General features: G+C 36.8%; 23 protein-coding genes. 16 read left to right on the top strand and 7 right to left on the bottom strand.

Going from position 1 to position 25647, the window contains the following annotated elements; translation table 11 throughout:
- Positions 1-434: 434 nt before the first annotated feature.
- Positions 435-1484 carry a C45 family autoproteolytic acyltransferase/hydrolase gene (locus B2C77_RS13500; protein ID WP_077704719.1) on the bottom strand — a complete coding sequence of 350 codons (1050 nt, stop codon included), beginning with the start codon at positions 1482-1484 and terminating at the stop codon, positions 435-437.
- Positions 1485-1987: 503 nt separating this feature from the next.
- Complete coding sequence (locus B2C77_RS21695) at positions 1988-2125, bottom strand: hypothetical protein (RefSeq protein ID WP_164085540.1); 138 nt, start codon at positions 2123-2125, stop codon at positions 1988-1990.
- A 344-nt stretch (positions 2126-2469) separates the two neighbouring features.
- On the opposite strand from B2C77_RS21695, the gene B2C77_RS13495 reads away from it, so the two are divergent.
- The 6 genes from B2C77_RS13495 to B2C77_RS13470 all read left to right on the top strand — a co-directional run bounded on the left by B2C77_RS13495 (position 2470) and on the right by B2C77_RS13470 (position 9329).
- Positions 2470-3717 (top strand): YeeE/YedE family protein, encoded by a 1248-nt coding sequence (locus tag B2C77_RS13495; RefSeq protein ID WP_077704717.1) that lies wholly within the window; start codon positions 2470-2472, stop codon positions 3715-3717.
- 441 nt (positions 3718-4158) lie between these two features.
- Complete coding sequence (locus B2C77_RS13490) at positions 4159-4908, top strand: aminoglycoside adenylyltransferase domain-containing protein (RefSeq protein WP_077704715.1); 750 nt, start codon at positions 4159-4161, stop codon at positions 4906-4908.
- Between the two features lie 291 nt (positions 4909-5199).
- The gene (locus B2C77_RS13485; protein ID WP_073005605.1) at positions 5200-5772 is read left to right on the top strand and encodes a DeoR family transcriptional regulator; all 573 of its coding nucleotides are present in this window, start codon (positions 5200-5202) and stop codon (positions 5770-5772) included.
- Positions 5773-5805: 33 nt separating this feature from the next.
- On the top strand, positions 5806-6564 hold the full coding sequence (locus B2C77_RS13480; RefSeq protein ID WP_077704712.1) for a FixH family protein: 759 nt from the start codon (positions 5806-5808) through the stop codon (positions 6562-6564).
- Positions 6565-6896: 332 nt separating this feature from the next.
- Positions 6897-7460, top strand: a complete 564-nt coding sequence (locus tag B2C77_RS13475; RefSeq protein ID WP_077704710.1) for a nucleotidyltransferase family protein — start codon at positions 6897-6899, stop codon at positions 7458-7460.
- Positions 7461-7758: 298 nt separating this feature from the next.
- Positions 7759-9329 (top strand): IS3 family transposase gene (locus B2C77_RS13470; RefSeq protein WP_141130726.1). Its coding sequence is split into 2 segments (ribosomal slippage): positions 7759-8422 and positions 8422-9329, totalling 1572 coding nucleotides; the frame shifts between segments, so codons are not numbered across the junction.
- A gap of 38 nt (positions 9330-9367) precedes the next feature.
- Here the strand turns inward: B2C77_RS13470 and floT are convergent.
- The 3 genes from floT to spoIIP all read right to left on the bottom strand — a co-directional run bounded on the left by floT (position 9368) and on the right by spoIIP (position 13220).
- Positions 9368-10840 (bottom strand): flotillin lipid rafts scaffold protein FloT, encoded by a 1473-nt coding sequence (gene floT / locus B2C77_RS13465; protein WP_077704707.1) that lies wholly within the window; start codon positions 10838-10840, stop codon positions 9368-9370.
- Between the two features lie 138 nt (positions 10841-10978).
- The gene (locus B2C77_RS13460; RefSeq protein ID WP_077704704.1) at positions 10979-11515 is read right to left on the bottom strand and encodes an NfeD family protein; all 537 of its coding nucleotides are present in this window, start codon (positions 11513-11515) and stop codon (positions 10979-10981) included.
- 592 nt (positions 11516-12107) lie between these two features.
- The gene (gene spoIIP / locus B2C77_RS13455) at positions 12108-13220 is read right to left on the bottom strand and encodes a stage II sporulation protein P (RefSeq protein WP_077704701.1); all 1113 of its coding nucleotides are present in this window, start codon (positions 13218-13220) and stop codon (positions 12108-12110) included.
- A gap of 524 nt (positions 13221-13744) precedes the next feature.
- On the opposite strand from spoIIP, the gene B2C77_RS13450 reads away from it, so the two are divergent.
- From B2C77_RS13450 to B2C77_RS13425, 6 genes are all read left to right on the top strand, one after another.
- Entirely contained in the window at positions 13745-14860 is a 1116-nt protein-coding gene (locus B2C77_RS13450) for an ABC transporter ATP-binding protein (protein WP_077704700.1), read from the top strand.
- On the top strand, positions 14857-15795 hold the full coding sequence (locus B2C77_RS13445; protein ID WP_077704699.1) for a carbohydrate ABC transporter permease: 939 nt from the start codon (positions 14857-14859) through the stop codon (positions 15793-15795). Before B2C77_RS13450 ends, B2C77_RS13445 begins: the two co-directional genes overlap by 4 nt.
- A gap of 2 nt (positions 15796-15797) precedes the next feature.
- Positions 15798-16610 carry a carbohydrate ABC transporter permease gene (locus B2C77_RS13440; RefSeq protein WP_206193325.1) on the top strand — a complete coding sequence of 271 codons (813 nt, stop codon included), beginning with the start codon at positions 15798-15800 and terminating at the stop codon, positions 16608-16610.
- Between the two features lie 52 nt (positions 16611-16662).
- Complete coding sequence (locus tag B2C77_RS13435) at positions 16663-18012, top strand: ABC transporter substrate-binding protein (RefSeq protein WP_077704695.1); 1350 nt, start codon at positions 16663-16665, stop codon at positions 18010-18012.
- 217 nt (positions 18013-18229) lie between these two features.
- Complete coding sequence (locus B2C77_RS13430) at positions 18230-18985, top strand: glycerophosphodiester phosphodiesterase (RefSeq protein ID WP_077704693.1); 756 nt, start codon at positions 18230-18232, stop codon at positions 18983-18985.
- 16 nt (positions 18986-19001) lie between these two features.
- Positions 19002-19820, top strand: coding sequence for a glycerophosphodiester phosphodiesterase (locus B2C77_RS13425; RefSeq protein WP_073005571.1), 819 nt, complete (start codon positions 19002-19004; stop codon positions 19818-19820).
- A gap of 132 nt (positions 19821-19952) precedes the next feature.
- Here the strand turns inward: B2C77_RS13425 and B2C77_RS13420 are convergent, their stop codons facing one another.
- Together B2C77_RS13420 and B2C77_RS13415 are read right to left on the bottom strand one after the other, a co-directional pair.
- Positions 19953-20090 carry a YjcZ family sporulation protein gene (locus B2C77_RS13420; RefSeq protein ID WP_073005569.1) on the bottom strand — a complete coding sequence of 46 codons (138 nt, stop codon included), beginning with the start codon at positions 20088-20090 and terminating at the stop codon, positions 19953-19955.
- A 27-nt stretch (positions 20091-20117) separates the two neighbouring features.
- Positions 20118-20219: a YjcZ family sporulation protein gene (locus B2C77_RS13415; RefSeq protein ID WP_073005567.1), complete on the bottom strand. Its 102-nt coding sequence runs from the start codon at positions 20217-20219 to the stop codon at positions 20118-20120.
- A gap of 351 nt (positions 20220-20570) precedes the next feature.
- On the opposite strand from B2C77_RS13415, the gene B2C77_RS13410 reads away from it, so the two are divergent.
- The 4 genes from B2C77_RS13410 to essA all read left to right on the top strand — a co-directional run bounded on the left by B2C77_RS13410 (position 20571) and on the right by essA (position 25640).
- The gene (locus B2C77_RS13410) at positions 20571-20828 is read left to right on the top strand and encodes a hypothetical protein (RefSeq protein ID WP_073005566.1); all 258 of its coding nucleotides are present in this window, start codon (positions 20571-20573) and stop codon (positions 20826-20828) included.
- A gap of 331 nt (positions 20829-21159) precedes the next feature.
- Positions 21160-21456 (top strand): WXG100 family type VII secretion target, encoded by a 297-nt coding sequence (locus B2C77_RS13405; protein WP_077704690.1) that lies wholly within the window; start codon positions 21160-21162, stop codon positions 21454-21456.
- Between the two features lie 178 nt (positions 21457-21634).
- A complete protein-coding gene (gene esaA, locus B2C77_RS13400; RefSeq protein WP_077704687.1) occupies positions 21635-25168 on the top strand; it encodes a type VII secretion protein EsaA in 3534 nt (1177 codons plus the stop codon).
- Complete coding sequence (gene essA, locus B2C77_RS13395) at positions 25143-25640, top strand: type VII secretion protein EssA (protein ID WP_164085539.1); 498 nt, start codon at positions 25143-25145, stop codon at positions 25638-25640. The genes esaA and essA overlap by 26 nt, the downstream gene beginning before the upstream one ends.
- Positions 25641-25647 lie beyond the last annotated feature (7 nt).

Raw genomic sequence — 25647 nt, 5'->3', positions numbered from 1 at the left:
GGTGCTATATTCACCCGTTATTTTTCTAAAATTTTATTTGTTTTCCTAATCCAAATTGTATACGTACTTGAACCCGTCGTTTTTCACTATAGGCGGGCGCTTTCCACAGGGTTGCTTGAGTCTCCTCGCTCGCAAAAAACGCCAAGCTCATGCTTTTCCAGTAGGAGTCGACACCTTTCCTTCCAAGCGAATGATTATGTGTTCCTACTATTACTGGACATGTCCATTTTTTAGACGTTTTTGAGATGTATTTGTCCCTTTGTTCCACTATTGGAAAAACGTTAGCTTTTGCCATAAAACTTGGCGACAAGCCAAGTTTTTCTAACGTATATAAGTATAACATAGATAGAAGGTAGAAAAGGCTTCAAGTAACCAGAAGGGAAACATCGCCCACTGGTTATGTTGAGAAAAAATGATTCGTGCTTCTAGCACCATTAAAAAAGTTTCATGTTTGCAAAAACTTCCAAACTATGCAATTCTCCTTTTACTTGCTTCATATTTGTGTCTTTACCTTGAAGCCAACGGTTAAAGTCAAATAGTAAAGGCTCTCTATTTCCTCCTAGCGCAAACCACGCAAGTTTACTTTTAGGTAGATATAGCGCCGTATGCAGTGTTCCAGCCCAAGATCCATATTTCGTCGAAAATATACCATTATTTGACTGATTGAACATTTGGAAACCTTGATAAGGGGTATGGATATGTGTAGACTGACTTTCTATTGCATCGTAACGTCGCAAGGAATCATCCATGCGAAAACGGTTTTCTTTAGATAAATGCTGAAAATGATTTGTGCAAATAGAAGCATTGTGTACCACAACATCTCGAGGAGAGGCTTCGACGACTTTACTCATGCCATTTTTATCGAGTAAGGCGTAACTAAAAGAGTGTCGATGTGGTATTTCCCTTAAAAGTGCAACAGCCTCTTCTACATTTTTACATGTTTCCAAAATAATTCGTCCAATCATATTACATAAAAATCCGTCAGCAGACTGCTTACGATTAATAAAGTTATACCCCATTGCTAAACCATGCTCGTTCATCCCATCTGTTCGTCCTGTTATTTGCATTGTAGGGCCGAGAGCGGCGTATCCATAATCTGTAGGTTGATACAGTAAATAACGACCTTCATAGGTAGAGGGAGCATTATCGTAATTTCGCACCATGTAATCCGTATTTGTGTAAATTGAGCATCCGCTACGACCGTACTCCAAATAATATCCACCAAAATCTTGAATTGCTTCATTAATATTCATTTGTAGAGCATCTTTTAGACCGTGAAGTTCATCCCAGATACCAGGTGCAAATTGAAATAATCGTTCTTTTATTTTGTTGTCATCTATTATAAAATGGCGTTGCTTTTTTGCGGCCCATTGCTTTTTTCGATTGGGTAAAATAGGCAAATTTTTTAATAGCGTTCCTTGGTAATAGCCAAGGTCGTAATGAGATCCACGAAATTGATTAATATCACTATAAACTTGTTGCATGGAGAACCTCCCTTTCATTTAGAGGCTTTTGAGTATGATAGTACGAACATTCAGTGGAGGATGTATCAAACTCCCTGCTGAGTCAAGATTCACATTATATAGGAATATAATTCATTTTTCCGTCATAGAATTTTTCTAAAAGGAAATATAAGTGGTGCTCCATGTTTGAATCGTTTGGAGCTATATAGAGTTTACGTGATGTGTAAAAAAAAGCATAATAAAATGCTTTATGAAAGTAGTGCTGCTTTTTAACATATGTATTTTTAAAGACTTACTGGTGGCAAAAGGCTGCCGTTACGCTTGTACTGTACTATAAGGGATCCAATTTTATCTTATGAAAATGCTAAACAATTGCTTATCTCCGAGCATGTTGGTGCAATTTTTTGTTTTACAATAAACCAATGTATAAAAAATGAAACTTAGCGATAAGCCAAGTCTCATGAAGAATTTTCGTTTTGCAACGAGCTTTATTTCATTAAATTTAGGTACAACAATGTTAATGCTTAACAATTTTGCTTTTTTATTTCCTGATTCATTGGATTTTCTCTGGAAAATTCAACATCGGAACGTAACTTATTGTGTTTATTTTGATTGTTTTGCTTATTTTTGTCTTTGTTACGGTTTTTGTTTTGTTCAGACATGTAACTTCCTCCTTTGCTATACGTAGATTTTCCATATAGCAAATAAATTATGTATATAACTTAGGGGGCTATGGATTATTAATCGTGCTGTTTTCTGCTTTGAAAGAGATAGAATTTAAAACTGTAGAGAAGGCTAGTTACAGCGATTTTGAGAAGTGAAGTTTTTTCTAGTATTATTTACACGATAAGAAAGTCTAGAGGTGTATCGTATAACAACAACTACAGTTTCGGCTATAAAGATTAGCGACAAGCCAAATTTTTCTAAAAAGTATTGACACATATTTGTGTAGAATGTATTATTATAAATTAATTCCGACTAATTTTATAAGGAAAGGGTGTTTTTGATGAAAGTTCAACCAGTTAGTGAAGTGAAAAACCCTGTACGTACGGATCAGTTTCAATTAAACAAACCACAAATTACTTTCATTACAGGCGGAATCATTGTTGCTTTTCTCCTTGGAATATATTTATTTACTACTCAGGAAATCACCCAGCCAATTTTGTTACTACTTGGTTTGTTATTAGGTTACACATTGTTTCACGCACGTTTCGGTTTTACTTCTGCGTTTAGACGTTTTATGTCTGTAGGTAATGGAGAAGCATTACGTTCTCATATGCTCATGCTTGCTGTAGCAGTTACGTTGTTTGCCCCAATTCTTGCTTACGGTTATTCTTTTTTTGGCGCAGAAGTAAACGGCTATGTTTCGCCTGTTGGTATTAGCTTACTAGTTGGAGCTTTCGTATTTGGGATAGGCATGCAACTTGGTGGTGGATGTGCTTCAGGGACACTTTACGCTGTTGGTGGGGGGAGAACGGTTATGTTTGTAACACTCCTGTTTTTTATTATTGGGTCTACCATTGGCGCAAAACATCTTCCTTTTTGGACAGAAGATTTACCGAGCTTTGCACCTATTTCATTAGCTACATCTATGGGCCTTGGGTATGGTGGCGCATGGTTGGTATCAATTATTTTGTTTGGCATGATTACATGGATCACGATTGTTGTAGAGAGGAAAAAACAATCACCTAAAATGGCATCTGTACCTTCCGAAAAAGGCTGGAAGCGTATATTGCGGGGGTCATGGCCTTTACTTGCGGCAGCGGTGGTGTTAGCTGTATTAAATGCGCTAACACTTATGACGCGAGGCACACCTTGGGGAATAACATCTGGTTTTGCACTTTGGGGTTCTAAAATTGCTGCACTTATAGGTGTGGATGTAGCAAGCTGGGGTTATTGGCAAGGGGGTAATGCTCAAGCATTACAAGCTTCCATTTTTGCTGATTCCACAACTGTACTGAACTTTGGCGTTATTTTAGGAGCTTTTATAGCTTCTGCTGCTGGTGGTTTATTTAAATTTACACGTTTAAATTTGAAAAATGTCGCTGCATCAGTTATCGGTGGATTGTTAATGGGTTATGGAGCCCGTTTAGCTTTTGGGTGCAATATTGGCGCTTATTTTGGAGGAATTGCCTCATTTAGTTTACATGGCTATATATGGGGGATTTTAGCGCTAGGAGGAACATTTATCGCTTTATATGTACGCCCATTATTTGGCTTGTCTGTACCAAAATCAAAAGATTCGTTTTGTTAAGTGAAACTGCCGGAGATTCTTGCGGCAGTTTTTTACTCTAGAACAAATGAGAACTGGACAAAGGGAGATCGAGTTCTTGGTTTGTAGAACGTGATAGAAGAAGCCAGCTAGTAATCGATAGCACGGTAGCTGTTAGATTTTAGAACAAAAAATACCGCAGTTGATACTGTTTTTAAGCAGCGGCTATCTACATTTCGCCTGTGCGTTTGTAAAACAATCGTTCTATTAGCACCAGTAGTATAAGTGTACATAAATAGAGGCGCTGAAATATAGAGGTTATAACTACGTCCAGAAAAAATTCACACATACGATTTGACGATAAGCCTAGTTTTTTAACTACCAGTTTGTTGTAATTACTCGTCTTCCTAACTTGTGTTATAATAACAAAAATTTCACACTTAATGAAAATATGGTTTAATAATTCTTCAAGGGAGGATATTCATGGGTCATAAAGAGGTGTTAACACAATTCGCAAGCCTTTGTCGAAACATACTGCAGGGAAAGTATGTTGGGGTATATTTGCACGGTTCGCTTGCAATGGGGTGCTATCAATATGGACGAAGTGATATTGATATCTTAGTTATCGTCAATTCTCCAATAACGAAACAAGAAAAAAAGCATTTGATTCACCATCTTATGAGTCTTGAGGCAGACTACCAAGTGCAATTTGAAATGAGTGTCATTGACAAGGCGGTATTATTTCCTTTTCAGTTTCCAACGCCGTTCGAATTACATTACTCTGTCTATCATAAGTATCACTATGAAAATGAGGAGGACTACCTTTGTGATCAAGGAACTGATAAAGATGTAGCCGCGCATCTTGTAGTAACACTACATAGAGGGATGACTGTGGACGGACCAAATATGGAAGAAGTTATTCCGACAATCGATGATAAGTATTTCATATGTTCCATAAAAAATGATATACAAGCAGCAAAAACAGCAATTATACAATCTCCCGTTTATTATGTGTTAAATTTATGTCGAGCTCTTTTTTACGTTCAAGAAGGCGTGGTAGCTTCTAAGCAAGAAGGGGGCATTTGGGCGATGCAAATGGTTGCTGATCATTGGAAACCGTTAATACAGCAAGCTTTAGAACATTATCAGCGGAACTTAACGAACCCAGATTGGAACCAGGAGAACTTGGTCTACTTTGCGACATATATGCTAAAGAAAATAGACTTTATGTAATTTCTAATAGCTTTAGTAGTGGCTATTTGTTTTTGAAGGTTTATATGATAGGTAGGACTATCCATATTCCATCGCAAGCTAACTGATCTATAGTAGCATAATTGAACATTTGCACAAGCCCATTTTATTCCCAACTAGAAGCGTAGTAGTGGGCGAAATTTCATTTTATGTGAACTTTATCACAAACAAGTTCACAAACATGTCACGAAAAAAGGCTTGTTGTATCCGATTGCAAATGATATATTTTGTTTTAGATTGTTAGAATTTGTTATAGAATGAGGGGAGGTATCTATGTTACCACTTGAAAGGAAGGAACGTATTAAAGAGCTGATTTTGCAGAGGAAAAATTTAAAAATAGCAGATTTAAGCGACATGTTTGGTGTATCAGAGATGACCATACATCGTGATGTTAAATCCTTGGAAGAAGAAGGAATTGTCACAAAAACCTTTGGTGGCATTTCCTTAGTGCAAACAGAGGAAAACAGGCAGGATAGGTGTGTTTATTGTGCAAGGTCGATAAATGAAAAAATGGCTTATCGCTTAATATTGACGAATCATAACATCGAAGTTACTTGTTGTGCCCACTGTGGCTTACTACGCCAACAACAACTTGGTGATAAAGTGAATCAAGCCATCTGCCCTGATTTTCTAAGGAGTACAACCATTAGTGCTTCTTTAGCTTGGTATGTGACGGATACTTCTTTACATATGGGCTGCTGTCATCCGCAATTATTAACTTTTGAGTACCGAGAACATGCTGATAAATTTGTAAAGGGTTTTGGAGGAAAAGTGTATTCATTTGATGAGGTACAAGAAGTCTTACATCAACAAATGAAAGGATCGACACAATGCAAGCATCACTAAAATTTTAAATTTAAAAAGGGGATTTGTTGTATCATGAGAAGAAGATTTTGGATGTTTATTGGAATTATTGCGTTAATCTTAATGACCGCATGTGGACAAGAAGAGAAGGTAGAGAAAAGTACGGATGCTAAAGAGGAGGAGCCGAAAGAGTTAAAAGTGGATTTTGAAGTTCCTGAATCAGCTGAAGTAGGAGACACTGTTGAGTTGAAAGCAACGGTAACTTATGGGGAAGAAAAAGTAACAGATGCAGATGAAGTGGTGTTTGAAGTTTGGGAAAAAGGTAAGAAAGATGACAGTACTAATTACGAATCTACCAATCATGAAGATGGCACTTACACTGCAGAAGTTACTTTTGATAATAACGGTGTATACGAGATGTTTGCTCATACAACCGCTAGAGATCTGCATACGATGCCGCAAAAAGCGATTACAGTTGGTGATGTGGAGAATCCAGAAACAAAGGGTGATGAAGAACATGCCAACCACGAGGGAACAGACGGATTTGCGTTACACTTTATGGAACCAGAAAATGTGGCAGCGGGAGAAGAAACAGAGTTAATGGTACATCTACAAATGAATGAAAAACCTTTAGAAGAAGCTTCTGTTCGTTATGAAATCGGTCGGGAAAATACAGCGGATAAAGAATGGGTAGACGCTGAAGAAGGTGAAGCAGGAGAATACACAGGTTCTTATACATTCACAGACAAAGGGAAATATCAATTAATTGTTCATGTAGAAAACGATGATGATTTGCATGAACATGAAGAGTATGAAATTACAGTAGAAAAATAACGACGCGTCTCACTTATAAAAATAGTTGGTAGAAAATTGGAGTCTACACTACTACCTTAAAATATAAAAATAAATTTCTATATGTGGAATGGTTCAATACGTAATCATAAAAAATGTAACAGCGTTATGTTATGTAACAACGACAATAAGCAATGTAGAAAGTAATCCTTCTTATGCTTTATGATTTGGAGGGATTACTTTCTTTGCTACAAAAGTGTAATGATGTAGACTTGTATAAAAAAGTTAGCTTACGCTCAAAGAAAGTTTGCTAAGCTATGTTTTCTAATTTGTATATCTTTACGTTGCTGCATAAAATAAAAAGAGGTGGATTCATGAATGTCAAACGAATCGTAGATATAGCCAAAGAGTTAGACAAAGCTCAAATTACCTGGGGAATTGGCGGTTCTATGCTGTTAGCTTACTATGATATTGTATATCATGTAAATGATATAGACATTATTGTAGAACCAGAGCATATAGATAAGGCTGTCCATGTTTTACAAAAGATGGGAAAAGAAAAAGAAGTAGAGCGCCACAAGCCATTTGCTACCGTATATTTTCATAAGTTTCGTGTAAAAACAGCAACTGTGGATATGATGGCTCAATTTCAGTTAGAGCATACAAATGGTTTGTATACCTATGATTTTTCCAATGATTCCGTTAAGCGGCATAACTATTTAGGGGAAGTACTTCCATTCTGCTTACTAGAAGATTGGTTCGTGCTTTATCAATTAATGCCAAGAAGAGAGCAAAAAGTTAGGTATATGGAAAAATATTTTCGAAAACACGGCATTTCCCATACAAATGTTTTACAAAATGCATGTAAGCAGAATTTACCTGCTTCAATAGAAATGAAAATATATGCTATATTGGAGGAAAACCATAGATTACGTTAAACATACTGATGGAGGAACAGATACATGATTTTATTTCAAATGGATAATTATTCCATAACTATACATGGCCAAACTATCGATCAGTGTAAAAGTAAATGCTAAGACATAGAAGAGAGAGGCACTTTTTACAATACCTCTCTGTTAAAGCCTTTATCGATTGTCTACATCTGTTAGTTCTGCATTTAATTCGTCTTTTTGATATCGTGGGCTACCTAAATCATAATCATCTGATATGCTCCCACTATGGTAGACAGAGAAATAATAAAAACTCTTTACTACGATATTGGGGGCATTTTCTATGTCTAAAAGAAGAAGTAAACATACGTTAGATGAAAGAATCGAGGCGGTATTACGTGTGATTGAGGGGATGGCGTCTGTCAGTACGATTGCTAAAGAATACGCTGTTGACCGTACTACGATTAACTCATGGGTGCGTAAATACGAAGCAGATGGGGTGGATGGTTTAAAGGAAGCGAGGACATGGAAGAAGTATTCCGGCGAACTGAAAAGGGAAGCTGTTGAATTTTATCTAAATGGAGAAGGCAGTCTGAGAATGACTTGTGAGAAGTTTAATATTTCATCTAATTCGGTTTTACGTCAATGGATAAACCAGTATACTAGTGGGAAAGAGATAAAATCTACTAGTAAAGGAAGAGAAACCATGACAAAAGGGCGTAAAACCACACTTCAAGAACGCATTGAAATTGTGCAATATACGATTGCGAACGAGCGCAATTATCATGAGGTGGCTAAAAAGTATAACGTTTCTTATCAACAAGTATATAGCTGGCTGCGTAAATATGAAAAAGATGGGAAACAGGGTCTTCAGGATCGTCGTGGAAAAACACTAGAAACAAAGGCTAGCTTTACCGAAGAGGAGAAATTACAACTTCGTATTAAAGAATTGGAACACCGTAATCAGTATTTAGAGGCGGAGAATGGCTTATTAAAAAAGTTGAAGGAAATCGAAAGGGGGATGGGACAGCGCGACTAGGTAAACATCTAGCTAAATTTCAAGCGATTCATGACTATCACAAGGAGACAACAATACCCATTCTATTACTCTGTGAAATTTTAGATGTATCCCGATCTGGATACTATAAATGGTTGAAACATGAACCTACAGAAGGACAAAGGGAAAATGAGTGGCTCATGAAAAAAGTGAAAGAGGAATTCAGAAAGTATAACGGTAACTTCGGCTATCGTCGAATAACTATGGTGATCAATCGCAAATATAAGAAACAATATGACGAGAAAAGAATTAGACGCTTAATGATTCAAATGGGCTTAAAATCGCATATTCGTCGCTCGAATGGCTATTCCACAAAGACAAGCTATATCAATATTGAAGAAAACATTTTGAATCGTGAATTTACTGCGGAGAATCCGAATGAGAAGTGGGTAACGGATATTACGCATATGACGTATGGCTTTGGTAACAAGGCTTATTTAAGTGCTATTAAAGATCTTTATGACGGTTCGATTGTCGCCTATCAGGTTGGGCGCTATAATGACAATCCTTTGGTTATGAACACGCTAAAAGAAGCTATAAAGGCAAATCCCGATGCAGCCCCTTTAATTCACAGCGATCGTGGTTCACAATACACATCAAAGGAATATCGTTATCTTACGGCAGAAGCTGGGATGAAACGTAGTATGTCACGTGTAGGTAATTGTATTGATAACGCACCAATTGAAAGCTTCTTTGGTCATTTTAAATGTGAAAGCTATGACTTAAAGAATTACAAGAACTTTGAGGAGCTAGAAAAAGATATTGATAAGTATATTACATTTTATAATGAGGAACGATACCAAAAGAGATTAAACAGCCTAGCACCATTAGAATACCGGCGCCAGACTGTGGCATAATTTTTTATTTTTTAACTGTCTACTTGACAGGGCGCAGATCAATCTGTCGTGTGCGTTTTACCACTTATATTTTCCAACAGCTCTTTGACATCAATGCCGGAAGATGCCTTCAATGACTCTTGTAGATTTGCCATTAAGTTTGTTGCATATCCAGAAACTTTATTTGCTCCACCCTCAGCATGATTGCCACCTGTGTCTACTACAGTAATTTTATCAATATTGGAAAGTGGACTAGCGACTTCTTTTGCATATTCTGGAAGCATTTTAATAATCATATCTAGAATAGCTGCTTCTCCGTATTGTTCAAATGCTTGCGCAATTTCTCGTTTTGCTTCTGCTTCTGCTAAACCAGTAAGCCTGATGACTTCTGCTTCTGATTCCCCTTGAGCTCGTTGTGAATCTGCTTTAGCAAGACCGTCCACACGTACACGTTCCGCTTCTGCTTTTGCTTCCGCTTCAATACGATATTGATTTGCCTCTGCTTCTGTCATTTGTTTCATTTTATCTGCTGTAGCTGCTTGCTCTACAGCATAACGATCAGCATCTGCTTTCTTTTTCACTTCTGAATCGTATTGTCGCTCACGCCGTAAGATTTCTTTTTCTTCCAGTTCGATTTGCTTTTGACGTTCAATGATTTTAATTTGCATTTCCTGTTCGGTTACGTCTTGTTTTGCTCTTGCGGTTTCAAAATCATACGCTTGGTCTGCGCGAGCTTTCGCAATATCCTGCTCACGACGATAGTCGGCTGTTTTTAATTGGTTGACTTTTTCTGCTTCAGCGATTTCTGTTGCGCGTTCTAATTCTGCTTTTTTCGCCTCTTTGGCAGCTTCTGCTTGCTTAATCCGCGTTTCTTTATCTGCCTCAGCTGTAGCGATATCTGCATCTCGTTTTACTTGGGCGATTCTAGGTTTACCAAGAGATTCTAAGTAACCATTTTTATCTTTCACATCTTTAATCGTAAAAGAAACAATAATAAGTCCCATTTTTGCTAAATCTTGTGAGGCAACACGCTGGACCTCCTGTGAAAATTTATCCCTGTTTTTATAAATTTCTTCTACCGTCATTGATCCTAAAATAGAACGAAGATGCCCTTCTAATACTTCTTTTGCTTCTACTTCCCGATCTTCTTTCGTTTTTCCAAGAAATTGTTCAGCAGCAGTAGCAATTTCACTAATGGACCCACCTATTTTAATAATCGCTGTTCCATCTGCCATGACTGGAACTCCTTGTTCTGTATAAACTTCAGGTGTTGTTACTTCTAGTTTGCTAGATAGTAGACTGAGAGGCTCTGCTTGTTGGAACACTGGCAATACAAATGAGCCACCACCGCGAATAATTTTAATTTTGTTTCCAGATTCATCGATATGGACATTTTTCCCACCAAGGTAACTTCCAGTGACAATAAGTGCTTCATCCGGACCAGCTGTGCGATATTTGGAAACAAAAATACCGATAAGTGCTACGAGTAAAAATAAAACAATACCAATAATAATCCAAAATCCTTCAAACATAGAATTCCTCCTTAGATTTGTTTTGCTAAACAGATAATCCCTTGCTGAGTGCATTTGAAAATAATTAAAATGCATGCACGGAATGGGCTGAAAAAGTGTAAATTACTAAAGTAACATGCTTAGAACTCGTGCATGTTTCTATGCATCTAAAACATCCTTCGAATAAGGTTCAGCATAGAGCACGCCACCTTTTATATCTAAAATTAATACTTCTGTTCCTTCAGGTATGGGCTGGTTGTGATACGCTGTTACAGGTTTAGAGATTCTACCACTTTTGCTTTCAATAACAACTTCTCCGTATCCATCTGCTGGAACGGGAATGATAATTTTGCCGACACGCCCAATTAAGGATTCCTCTGTATAGCCAAGAGATTCTTCTGCAGAAGCCAAAGGAACCAAAATAAATACATTTAAAAGCGTATCAAGAATAAAGGCAATAAGCATGGCAATGAAAATAATGATTAGACTGGACAAGGATGTTAACGTTTCAAGTAAGTAACCCGTTGCTGAAAAGAAAGTGACAAAGGCAAGAATAAGGATAGGGTTAGCTATAGGAATTACTTCACCAATTCCTTCTAATATATCGCCAAAAAGCATGTAAATAATGGTTAGGGCTGCAGCAATAATCAGCATGTATAAATATAATGTCTCGATTGGCAACCCAAAAACAGTCATATGTATTCCCCCTTTTTAAGCCGTAGCGTATAAAACCTTAGGCTTTGTAGTATAAGAAAAACGACAATTTTCAACATGTTAGGCAATGAAGCTCGTTTTTCTACAAAAGTAATGGAAATCATTTACTTATAATACGAGTGAGTGAATAAATAGTTTCAGATTAAAGTAAATTAATTTTAGAAAATGTACCGAATTTTAGACGTCTCGCTTATTTCGCTATAAGATACCCATTTCAAGATTTGAAAGAGGAGGATGGGCAAATTTAAGTGGAGAAGAAAACCATGTATCGCTTATGAAAGATGGATATTATAAAGACCGTTATGCATTATTTTTAGTACTAGTAGTGCTTCTCTGTCACTGCTCCCTTGAAAATATTCGTCTATTTCAAGGGAGCAGTGTATATACATTTTTTCTGGGAGCTAACTAAAGACGCCTTTGTAATTACTATTATTCAACTGATTTCAGCTCTTCTCATTTATACCATAGGAAAGTATTTTATTTTTTGGCTTTATCGTATAAGAAAAACAAAGAATTTCGCCATAAGGTTTGGCGACAAGTTATGTTTATCTCATATTCTTTTATTCCACATAAGTTACCTCTCTGTCGTTACTTGCTCAGAATTTTTGTAATATTCTCCAATTACTTCCCCTAAAGCTTTCGTTGTATTGGATAGTTCTTCTTTATTATTATCTACGCCACCAACTTCGATTAGGATGGACTGTTTGGATAAATCTTGATTGTAAATACCATTACCATCTGTGTGATCTTTTAAAAAGATACCGCGACTTATGCCAGGATAATTTTCTTCTAGTTGGGCATTGAGCTTTTCTACAAATGCAAGATTTTCTTTGTAATTTTCATGTTCCTCACCAACAATAAAATACAATTTGGCAAATGGCTCTCCGTGAATCGTCGTAGTAGTAATATCTTTACGCTGGGCATCACGATGAATATCAATAAAATATTGTATTTTCTGGTTGCTTGCCATCGCTGCTTCTACCGTTTTTCGAGATAATCGGTAGGAGTCGTAATAATCCCAACCTTGCTCGTGTAGAGCAGCAGTAACGTTTGTTCGATCATGAAAAGTAGGTATACCTTGCTTTTCTAATTGCTCCGTTAACATGGAGCCCACTAGAACAATATTCTTTGCATTATCCGTACTAGATGCTTGTGATGGTTTTTGTTTATCTTCTCCTAATAAGGGTAAAAACCCCTCCCAACTATGACTATGGTAAACATACACTTCTGCTTCTTGCTGATCCGTTTTATTTTTATCGTCTGTTTGCTCTTCTTCTGGTTCTTCTTTTAATAATTCCTCAAAATCTGGTGGCGGGGATTCAATAGGCATGGATGCTTCATCTATACCGTTTGAAACAAATGAAAAATGAAAGTCAGGGTTTCTTCCAGGAAGCGCTAAATCTAGTAAGCTTGAGAAATTTCTAGGAGAAACACCAGATGCGGTTTCTAATAGTAGTTTTGGCAAATTTGCCATTTGTATATCATTTGCTTCAAGTGTAGTTTCCATTTGCGGTATTTCTGTGCTCATAACTGTATAGAGTGCATCAGAAAAAACAACCGACTCTGTTATTCCATCAAGCAACGGTAGCTGAAAGAATTTGCTTTGAAATTGAGGTAAAGTAAGGAAAAAAATGAGTGAAAATATACTTGTAATAGCTATTAACCCGGTTAATAATACACGTTTCATTCTATGTCAGCCTTTCTTTGTTTCTTTAACACATTCTATGCAAGAGAGACTTTTTAATAGAACGAACAAATATGAAAACAAGCCATTTTTCTAGCGAGAAGAACGATAGTAGAAAATTTCTACTTCAGTGGACAGCTTATCCATGGATCCATTTGGCAAACATATTGCATTTCTTCCTATCTGGTCTTTCCATTGCTATTTCTTATTGGACAAGGAAAGCTATGCATGCGAACAATGAACGAAGAAACTGATTGTCATTTTCAAGGAGTAACGGTGCTTCTCCTCCGCTACCTTATTCTAGCATTGTTTGCCAGAAGGAGGATTGTTCAAATAAAGCTAGACGATAGCTTAAAGTGCAAAAACACCTAATTTAACTCTTCTACATGGAATATTAAGGAAATGTTAAAAACATTAAAATAAAGCAAATATTATGTAAAAATACCCAAAAACAATAATTATTATGTTTAAATAAACGTGAAAAAGGAGCCTTAGAAGTAAGTTATTACATTGAGGGAGGGTGAAGAATGAGTAAAGTGGAGTTATGGGATATCTCCAAATCTTATGACAAACAGGCTAATGTATTAAATGGTATTAACCTGTCCATAGAAGCGGGGGAGTTTTTTGTGCTAGTAGGACCTTCTGGTTCAGGAAAAAGTACGTTATTACGTATGATTGCTGGTTTAGAAGAAATTACAGGAGGCACATTAAAGATTGCCGATCGTATAGTAAATCATTTACGCCCAAAGGATCGTAATTTATCCATGGTTTTTCAAAATTATGCATTGTACCCGCATTTAAATGTAGAGCAAAACATTTTATTTGGCTTACATGCAAAAAAAGTAAGCAAACAAGAGCAGCAGGATAGATTGAAAAAGACCACAGAAATGATGGGGTTATCGGAGTTGTTAAAAAGAAAGCCTAGGGAACTTTCTGGAGGACAACGACAAAGGGTAGCACTTGCTAGATCTGTTGTCAGTGAAGCACCTCTTTGTTTAATGGATGAGCCATTGTCTAATTTAGATGCGAAACTCCGTGCGCATATGCGTATAGAAGTTAGAAGATTACAAAAAAAGTTAGGTTTAACCATGATTTATGTAACACATGATCAAGTGGAAGCCATGACGATGGGTGATCGAATTATGGTTTTAAACGATGGGGAAATTCAACAAGTTGGAGAGCCGATTGCATTGTATAATGAGCCCGCTAACTTATTCGTTGCCTCATTTATCGGATCACCAAAAATGAATCTCGGAAAAGCTGTGTTCAATCAGCAAATGTTAAAGGTAGAAGATTTTCTTGAGATTGATATGGGTTCTATACAACCTGCCACAAAAATTGTCCAAGCTAAAAATCTTACCATTGGTATTCGTGCAGAGCATATTTTACCTGCCGTTGATCGGGAAGCTACGCATCATCTAGATGTAATTAATGTAGAACAGCTTGGAAATGAAACACTAGCTACATTTGAAATAGGTCCAGAATTATGGACGGCTAAATGGTTAGGACAATGGTCGATAAAAGTTGGGGAAAAGGTACCCGTACATATTTCCAGAGACAAACTGTGCTTTTTTGATACAGATTCAGGTCTATTACTAAAAGCAGCTTCTCCAACAAAGGAGAAAGAGGTTGCGGTCGTATGAAAGAAGCAGTCGTACTACAAGAGCAATATAGGAAAATTGACTTCCTTAAAATTAAGAAAAAGCAAAAACGAGTTCGCTTTGTTAAAGGAATGCTGTTTCTATTACCTTCTATGATATTGTTTAGTGTATTTTTATTTTACCCAATGGCGCGAACATTATATTTAAGTTTTTTTCTGACTGATAACAGTGGAGCCACAACGGTTTTTGTAGGCTTGGATAACTTTAAAAACATCTTCACATCACCTATTTTTTTGAAAAGCTTACAATCCACTTTTTTATTCGTGCTTTACACCGTGCCGGGTACGATTGTAATTAGTTTGTTTCTCGCTGTGATTGCCAATGAAAAATTAAAAGGAATCGGTTTTTTTCGAATGATTTTTTCCTCTACCATGGGGATTTCTGTAGCTGCGGCATCTGTATTTTGGATGTTTTTATTCCATCCGACGATGGGGTGGCTTAATCAACTGTTAGAGGCGGTAGGGTTAGAGGGAATTGGTTGGCTAACAGATCCAAAATGGGCGCTTATTTCTGTATCTATATCCACAATTTGGATGAATCTTGGCTTTACCTTTTTAATTCTTTTAGGTGGTTTACAATCGATAGATTCGCATTTGTATGAAAGTGCAGAAATTGATGGCGCTAGTTATTTATATAAATTACGAAGAATAACGATACCAATGCTGTCGCCTACGTTGTTTTTTGTCATTACCGTCTCGTTCATTAATGCGTTTCAAACATTTGGTCAAATTGACATGTTAACCCGTGGTGGACCGCAAAATGAAACGAACTTACTTGTGTACTCTATATATCAAGAAGCATTTGAAAATTATCAATATGGGACAGCGAGCGCACAAGCAGTTGTTTTGTTTGTCATTATTCTTTTGATGACATTGTTACAATTTAAGTTGGGAGAGAGGAAGGTGCATTACCAATGACGATGTCTAGTAGTAAAAAGCTGGTTTTTTACCTTCTTCTTACCGTATCTGCATTGTTACTGTTCGCCCCAGCGATTGTGGCGTTTTTAATGAGCTTTATGTCGAGCCAAGATATTTTAACAGGGAAGATTCTACCAGAAACATGGACGTTGGACAATTATATAAAAGCCTTTGAACGTTTCCCTTTATTTGGTTATTTGATGAATAGTTTTATTGTCTCGTTGTTTATTACGCTTGGACAATTGTTGTTATCAAGTATGGCTGCATATGCTTTTGTGTTTTTGGAGTTTAAAGGGAGAGATACGTTGTTTTTTATTTTTATTGCGACAATGATGATTCCTTTTGAGGCTTCGATTATACCTAATTTCCAAACGATAAGAGGGCTTGATTTATTAAATACGTATACTGGGTTGTCCTTGCCATTCTTTGCAGTTGCGTTTGGCACGTTTCTGTTACGGCAACATTTCAAACAAATTCCAAAAGAATTAAAAGAGGCGAGTGAAATAACGGGGATGGGCGATGTCAAATTTTATCTAACCGTCGTTCTACCTGTAGCCAAGACGAGTTTAGTAACCTTAGGAGTATATGGCTTTTTAACTTCTTGGAATATGTATCTCTGGCCTTTACTTTCTACCACAGATGATACGGTTCGAACCGTTCAAATAGGATTAAAACAACTGCAATCGCAGGAACAGCTTAATGAGTGGGGAGTAATTATGGCTGGCGGGCTAATTGTGGTTTTACCAACATTAATTTTATTGTTTTTAGGGCAAAAGAAATTGCAAAAAGGTTTAACAGAAGGCGCAATAAAATAACGCAATCCTATCTTAATAAAATAAATAACATTGTCAAAAGGAGCGAAGAAAATTGAAAAGAATACTCGTATTTACTTTAGTTATTTTTACGTTCATACTTGCTGCCTGTAGTTCCGTGGAAAAAGATAGTGAAGGTACAGCAAAAGCGAAAGAAGATGGAGAATCAGGTGGCAAAACAGAGGTAACGTTTTGGCATGCAATGGGCGGTCAAGCACAGGTTGCCTTGGATGAAATCGTAAAGAAATATAACGAATCCCAAGATGAAGTTCAAGTCAATGCGGAATATCAAGGGACATATGAAGAAACACTATCAAAATACCATAGTGTAGGTGGAACTGACGATGCACCAACCATTGTGCAAGTAAATGAAATTGGAACGATGTCGATGGTTCACAGTGGTAACGTGGAACCAATTCAAAAGTTTATTGATGAAGAAGGATATGATATGAGTAATTTGGAGGAAAATATTACGAATTATTACAAGGTTGATGGAAAGTTTTATTCCATGCCTTTTAACTCCTCTACACCAGTCATGTATTATAATAAAGATGCATTTAAAGAGGCTGGTTTAGATCCAGAAGCACCACCAGAGACCTATGAGGAAGTAGAAGCAGCAGGCAAAGCAATTAAGGAATCCAATTCTGACATGAAAGGCTTTGCGCTGCAAGCTTATGGCTGGTTATTTGAAGAATTGTTAGCAAATCAAGGTGGTCTGTTATTAAATAATGATAATGGACGTGGTGATACAGCGACTGAAGTAGCCTTTGATAATAAAAAAGGGAAATCGATTTTTGAATGGGTCAAACGTATGATGGATGAAGATACATTTGCAAATTATGGAACGAATTCAGACAATATGGTAACTGGATTTTTAAGTGGCGATGTAGCTATGTTTATGCAGTCTTCCGCTAGTGCTAGAGATGTGATTGATAATGCACCATTTGAAGTAGGCGTTGCTTTTATCCCATATCCTGAGAAAGAGGAGCGTCATGGAGTTGTAATTGGTGGCGCAAGCCTTTGGATGTCGAAAGGAAAGGCAGAAGAGGAACAAAAGGCCGCTTGGGATTTCTTAAAGTATGTGCAAAAACCAGAAGTACAAGCTGAATGGCATGTAGGGACAGGGTATTTTGCCATCAATCCTAAAGCATATGAACAGCAAGTTGTGCAAGAAGCGTATCAAAAAATGCCGCAATTACAAGTAACGGTAGAGCAATTACAGGCTACCAAACCTTCCATAGCTACACAGGGAGGACTCATGGATATGATACCTGAAGAGCGTAAAATTATTGAAACAGCATTAGAGACGGTATACAATGGCGGCGATGTCGATGAAGCATTCTCGACTGCTGTAGAACAAGTGAATGCGGCGATTGAACAAGCAAACACTGCTCGAGGAGAGTAGATTATAAGAAGAGAATGAAGCTAGTAGTTTCATTTTCTTCTCTATATAAAGTGATTTATCTCGGATGTGAAATGCTGTAAGACTCGGACTTCAAAAATGCGATGCGATCTGGGTAAGTCGAAATTTCTATTTGAGAGAAGAAAGTAAATTTTCCCTAATAAGGATCTTACGTGGTAAGTATAAAATGGATCACTTTTACTATTTAAGGAGGGACTTTATGGAAACAAAAATTTATGGTCATCGAGGCAGCATGGGAACATACCCAGAAAATACGTTGTTAGGATTTATGCAAGCTATAAAAGAAGGTGTTGACGGGATTGAATTAGATGTGCATATGACAAAGGATGGAGAAATTGTCGTTATTCATGATGAATTTTTAGATCGCACAACAGATGGAACAGGATATATAAAGGACTTAACGTTAGAAGAAATAAGAAGACATAGTGCTGGGGTGAAGTTTTCTCACTTTGACTTATTTGAGGATCAATGGCGCTTGGAACAGGTTCCTACTTTACAAGAAGTTTTAGAATTGTTAAAACCGTATCCAATTGAACTAAATATTGAATTAAAAACGACGAAGTTTACGTATAAAGGAATAGAAGAAAAAGTGCAACAAATTGTGCAAATTTATGGAAATAATAGAAAAGTGGTTTACTCATCCTTTCATTTACCAACGTTGCTTCGAATAAAACAATTAGACCCAAATCATGAGATCGCGCTACTCGTAGAAGGAAACTTACCGCATCCACATGAGTATATGGATTGTTTTCATTTAGAAGCTATTCACGTTTCTCAAAAAGGAATTTTAAAAGGGGTAGACTATTGGCGTCCTAGTTTTCCAAGGCTACGAGCATGGACAGTGAACGATATGAATGATATGAAGCAGTTGCTTGATCTTCGGGTAGCTGCAATCATAACGGATTATCCAGAAAAGGCAGTGTTCTACAAAAGTGAAAGAAAATCATTTGTTTAAAAGAATAGGAGGATTTTTGTTCATACTACTATTGCTTACAAGCTTATCATTATATGCTCATGCAGAAATTCAAATAACGCCTATGGTTACAGAAAAAGCAGAAATCTATGCGCATAGAGGGGCAAATGATCGTTTTAATGAAAGTACCGTTACTGCTTATGAGATAGCGGCTAGAGATGGTGTGGATGCGTTAGAATTAGATTTACGAATGACAGAAGATGGAGAGCTTGTTGTCATGCATGATGACACCATTGATAGAACAACGAACGGTAGCGGCAAAGTATCTGCGTATACGTTTGCGGAATTGAGGGAGTTTGAGACTGTTGAAGTCTTTCAGCAAGAGGAGAAACGGGAAACAATACCAACTTTAGAAGAAGTATTGCAAGTTTTTGAAAAAAAGGAGCATTATTATATTGAAACACGGCTCGTTCATGGTAAAGCGAAGATGGAAACAAAATTAATTGAATTATTAAAGGAATATGATCTGCTTGATCGACAACATGTCTCTTTTCAATCATTCTCAGAATCCAGCTTGGAACAATTGCAGCTGCTTGCTCCGTCCATTCCGTTAACATTACTGTTTAAAAAAGGGGCATTTAATCTTGAAAAAGCAAAAGAGGTGCCATATTCTGCTATTGGAGTAGAGTCGACGGATGTGAGTTTACAAGTTGTAAATGAGCTTCATAAGCAAGGAAAAGAAGTACACGTGTATTTTACCGATTTGGCAACACAAAAACAAGAACAAAAACGTGTCAAATCTTTTAATGTTGATGGCTATTTTACTGACTTTATCAATTATACACAACAGTTATTAAACGATAAGACGATAAAGTAGTTGAAAGCATGTTTTTCATGGGAAAGTAAGAAGGCTTTTCTATTTTTACGGGGAAAAATAATCTACAATTCTATACAAATTAAAAAAAGCAGGTCGCAATAGGGACCTGCTTTTTCCTGTAGTGGTAAAATCTTAAAAGCATGCTGCTCCAACGATAATGAGTAAGATGAATAGAACAACAATTAAAGCAAACCCGCCGATACCACAGCCATATCCAGCAGGTGCGGAGTAACCGTATCCTCCACAACCGCAATTATATCCATATCCCATAGTTTATCCTCCTATCTTTATGAATTGTTAACAGATGTAGGCAACCCCTACAATAATTAACAGAATAAACAATACGACAATTAAGGCAAATCCACCGCCGTAGCCATAACCTGCAACAGCTTCACCCATTTAAACACCTCCAGTTCTTTTACAATAATAATGTATGCCTACGCAATGGAAATGATATGGGTGATCACCTATTATGCTTGAATTTATTTGAAAGAAATTTCGTTAAATGGCGCTATACATACTAATATCCCTACAATTTTTTACACTCTAGGAAAGCCAAAAAATTTTTTAAGGTTTGTAGTATAAGAAAAATAGCTTACGCCTTAAGACTGGACGACAAGCTGAATTTTGCTAAAGGAAACTTTTTAACATTAATTTTCCGCTGATTACCTGAGTAATTTGTCTTTTACAGGGCTAATTACTATCTCATATGATGTTGTATCTGACTTATACATTGGGGGTGAAATTTATATGTCAGGTTCGCATTATTATTCATTATGTCAACGTCATATGGGAAAGGCCGTAGAGATTAAAACACATTGCGGGAAAGTTCATCGAGGTATCATTGAAAAAGTGAGCCCAAACCGAGTTTACATGAGGCCGTTAGATAGAGGACGTGGACTGGGAGGCTTTGGTTTTGGTTTTTATGGATTTGGATATGGATTCGGCTACGGTGTTGCTTTAGGTGCAATTGCATCATTAGCCATATTACCATTTTTCTTTTGGTAGATTATTCGTTATTTTTGCGTACTATTCGAAGGTGCTTTTATAGGAGAGGTTTAGAGCTGATTCTATTACATGAATCAGCTCTCTTCAGTTGAGCATTTAATGGAGTAAACATTATATCGGGACATTAGTCCTGTTTTGGACGAGGTACTTATTTCCTATTTTTACCATGTGAAAAATGTACATTCTGTATAAAATGGGTCTTTATTATCAATTATCCAAAAAATGCATATAGTCAATTGACATAGAAAATTCGGTTGATTAGTCTTGTAGAAAGAGGTTCACTAATTTAATTTTGCCTCTAAAGTAAATTAACAAAGGGAGATGAGATGTAGTGGCAGGACAAATTCGTATGACGCCTGAACAGCTACAGGCAAAAGCAAAACGGTATGGGGCGAGTTCTGATCAAATTGAACAAATTCTAAGAGATCTATCAAACCTACAAGAGGAGCTGCGCGGTGAATGGGAAGGTCGTGCTTTCGAACGCTTTGATGATCAATTCCGCGAATTGAAGCCTAAAGTGCAAGATTTTGCTCATTTAATGAAAGAAATTGAGATGCAATTAACAAAAACTGCTGAGGCTGTTGCACAACAAGACGAAGCATTGTCCCAAAATTTTGGACTTAGATAAGGCTTATATATGAGCGAAAAATTGTCGTAAACAACGTTTCGTGACTCATTATGAGAGCTGCACGGCTTAAGTTGTGCAGCTTCTGTTTTGGAAAGATAGTATAAAAAAACGAACAAGATTTTGCGATTAGTGATTCATGTAACAAAATAAATTGTGAAACTTCTAGGAGCTGTTTGTTATGAAAAAATTGGATAAACGCTGGTTCCTGTTTTTAGTATTAATCGTTATCTTAGCATCAGGCTTATCCTATCTTGCTTTAAGTCAACAAGAACAAACAGAAAAGGATGAATCAGAATCAAATAAAGCAATGGCTGTAGCGCTTGTTAATGAAGATGAGGGGTCTATCTTAAATGGACAAGAACTAGCTTTTGGAGAGGCTTTCGTCCAAGGGGTGAACAATGAAGACAATCATGAGTGGTTTGTAGTTAGCCGCGGGGTAGCAGAAAGTGGCTTAAAACGTGGTACATATGACATGATGATTGTGATTCCTAATGATTTTTCCGAAAAAGCGCTATCTATTGATTCGGAATCGCCAGACCAAGTCGTTTTAAATTATAAGATTAACGCAACGGATAATGAGCAAATAAAAGCGGAAGCAGAAAAAACAGCCAGTAATATTCTTAATCAATTTAATCGTAGGATTATTGACGTTTATTTTGCAAGTATTGTCGGAAATCTGCAGAATGCGCAGGATAATATTGGTGGCATTATTGAAAAACAAGCCGTATTTACAAACACTATGAGCAGTGAAGTGTATAATCCTTTAGATAATTATACCAATCAATTTAGCACGATAAAAGATAGCACAGAGGTATCGAAGGATAGCTTTCAAGGCTTTCAGGAAATAATGAATAACTTTGAAAAAGAGCTGTTAGATGATGCAGAACTGGATGAAGATTATTTGTCATCTGTTCATGATGTTAAAAAATTAAAAGAGCAAAATAATACGCAAATTCTCGAATTCTATCAAACTTTAAATGAATTTGATCGCTCCTTAAAGCAACAGGAAGTAGAACAAGAGTTGGAACGTTTACAGTTGGCAAATAAATTGATTAATGAACAATTACAGAATAACGGCGGTATGGAAGAAATTAAACCACCTGTGAATTCTGTAATGTATAAAAGTAATCCCGGGGGTAATATTGCAACAAGAGCGAATGTATTAAGGAAGCATTTAGATGATTCATTAACGCAAGTCCAGAAAACGTATAATGATATTGAAAAACGAATAAACCCAGAATATTGGGGCGGTTTTACTGGGGTAATTTCAGATCGTTTAGATGGACTACTTACCAATAAGCTGGGTAAAGATGATCAACTGGTAAATATGCTTTTAAAAAAGCCAGCTGTTCATGCAAAAGACAATATTCATAAGCACATAAGAAGATTACCTTCAATGGATATGGAGGACTTTGAAGAAGTCGGTTTGCCAAAGCGGACAATCAAGGAAATTAGAAATGTTATTGCGGTAACAGAAAAATATATGAATGAAGACGGCTTAGGCAAAGATGAAAATCTTAACCCGGGTGGTGACCCAACCAAACTCCTATCATATAAGATAAACAAACTAAAAGAAAAGTTGCATACTTCAGGGATGACGATGTCTGATTCCGTCAAGTTGCCAAAAAATAAAAAATCAGCACAAACATTCAAATTAAAAATACCAAAGCGTATTCTCGAAAAATATAATGTGGAAAACTTACATCTTACCATTCCTGGTATTGGCGAAGAAGATTATACAAGAGAATATTATGATGGTGAAATTATTCTTCCAGCGAATGAAGAAGGTGTATTTACCGTTCAGGTTACACTACGGTTGCGTGATAAAAATTCAAATATAGACATATTCCAACCAATTCCTTGGAAGTGGAAGCTTCATCAAAAAGATATTAATAATGTAGATGTTCCTGAAACAGCCCAAATTGAAACAGCAGAAACACCACTTGTTGCGAATGCAGAGGTAGAGGTGGAGCAACAAGGAAAAAATGTTGACACTTCAGATAATAAAGCGAAGCAAAAACCAACTTCAGAAGAAAAGTCTGAGGGAAGCGATGAACAGAGCGATTCTGAAGAAGGTGGAAGTTTAGGTGAGGATGGAGAAACACCTGGAAATAATAATCCGGACGAGCCAGGGGGCGGGGATGTCTCAGATGAGGATGAACCATCGGACGAAGAAGATAGTGTCCCGCTTGAGAAGCTAAAACCAGCAACCAAAAGAGTTAAAGTCATTAATAATCGCATTAACCATGAAATTATGACTCCGATGGAAGGAATGGATAAAGCGACGAATCAATTAATTAAAGCTGTAACGAACACGGTAACCCCTTACCAAAAACTATTCTCAACCTACGAAAGTTATTTTGGTTTGCATATGGGGGGGGCGAATTTACCGGAACAAATTAAAGGTAAACCTTTAAAAGAATTAGCTACTAAAGATTCGTTATATTATCTTTTTAATAAAAAAGATGTTCCTGGTTTAATCAAAGACTATATAGTCTTACAAATTAGTGATGAAGTGGCTAAAGAAATCCGCACTCCATGGGAACAATTACAAGCTCAAATAGAAATTCATGAAGAGAAAGTTGCATTAATGAACAGCAATGCGGATGCTTTAGTGAATAAAATAGATGAAACTGCTGAAAGGGCTAGGGTCTTGAATAAAAGTCTTGAAACAACTTTAAGTAATGTAGAAGCTTGGCGAGAGAAAAGCTTGAACTTACTGGAATCTCAAGAACAAATTCAAACAAAAGAAGATGAAGAGCAGTCTGCCATCGTTTCCTTGGATGACAGCTTTCAGCCACTACTATCAGCTAGTCAATCTTTGTCGGAGCAAGCACAGAGAAATGTAAATGAAGGTGATGTAGTTTATGATACTTTCGATAGTATTAATGAGCAAGCGACGACGATTCAAGAAAGTGGCGATGATATTGTTCAACAAGTAGAAACGTTGTCAGAAAATATGACAAATAAATTAATGGATGATGAGAATTTTGCCGAGAACTTCACTGGTGTATTAGCAAATAGTCGTATTGGTGACAGGCAAAATGAAGACTTATATGATTTCTTATCCAATCCAGTTCAAACAAGTAATGAAGGAACGATTACATCCAGTGATTCATTTACACCATACTATCTTGTGTTAATCTGTTTCATTGTTGTCTTGTTTACAGCCTATGTTATTTCAACAATAAACCAGAAGCGTATGGAGAGAGATCCATTTTCGGAAGGAAAAACAATAATGAGCCTGAACATACCAATTACACTTATAACGATTGGTATTGGCGTATTAGAAGGTATTGTGATTGGTGTTGTATCTAGTTATACAATGGAAATTGCTGATAGTGATATGTTAATGCTTACAACGCTTATTGTCTTATTAATTACGGGAATGTTACTTTTTTCCACTTATTTATTAAGACAAGTTAAAATGATTGGTATGTTTATACTTTTAGTGGTGCTCAGTCTATATCTGTTCTTAACAAATGCTTTTGGAACAGGTATAAAAGGAATGGAGACGTGGAAAGAATTCTCGCCACTGCAATATGTTGAAACCCTTTTGTTTCGTGTTGTACAAGGAGAAGCTAATTACTCCGCGTCCATCTTTATTATGATTGGTGTTGTAATAGTAGGTGCTTTAGCCAATTTGTTTGTTGTACATCGCTCAACACAAAAAGGGGATGTGGGCAATGAAAAAGAAGCAGAGGCTAGTTAAAGCGACCCTCACACTTGTTATTAGCGTGCTGGTTGTTTGGGGATACCAAACACCAGCGGCTAGTGCCGATAGTGATGGAGACTTAGAAATGAAAATTGACCGTATTGTGGAAGATGATAAGAAAAATACAGTTAACCAGGAAACAGAGTTAGAAAAGATTTTCCCTACACTATTTACAGAAGAAACATCTAAAATCATTGCTGAAAAGAAAGCGGAGCAGCAGCAGTCTTTAGAAGAACTGGAGTCAGATCTCTTTGCAAAGGATGTGCAAACAAATAAGACATTGGATTCCGTTAAAGACGACCTGTTCACGAAAGATTATGAAGAGATTGCCGCATCTACCTCGAAGCCGAATAAAGATCAGATAGCAGAGACAAGCCAATCTAGTAATACATGGTTATATGTGTTAACAGGTTTTGCTTTACTTTTATGTGGTGGAATCTATGTAATGATGCAAAAAATGTTAAATTAGGAGAAAT

The organism is Virgibacillus dokdonensis (genome assembly GCF_900166595.1).
Taxonomy (GTDB): domain Bacteria; phylum Bacillota; class Bacilli; order Bacillales; family Amphibacillaceae; genus Virgibacillus; species Virgibacillus dokdonensis.
Note: the sequence above shows the minus strand (reverse complement) of the source record. Positions and strands in the feature narration are given on the sequence as shown.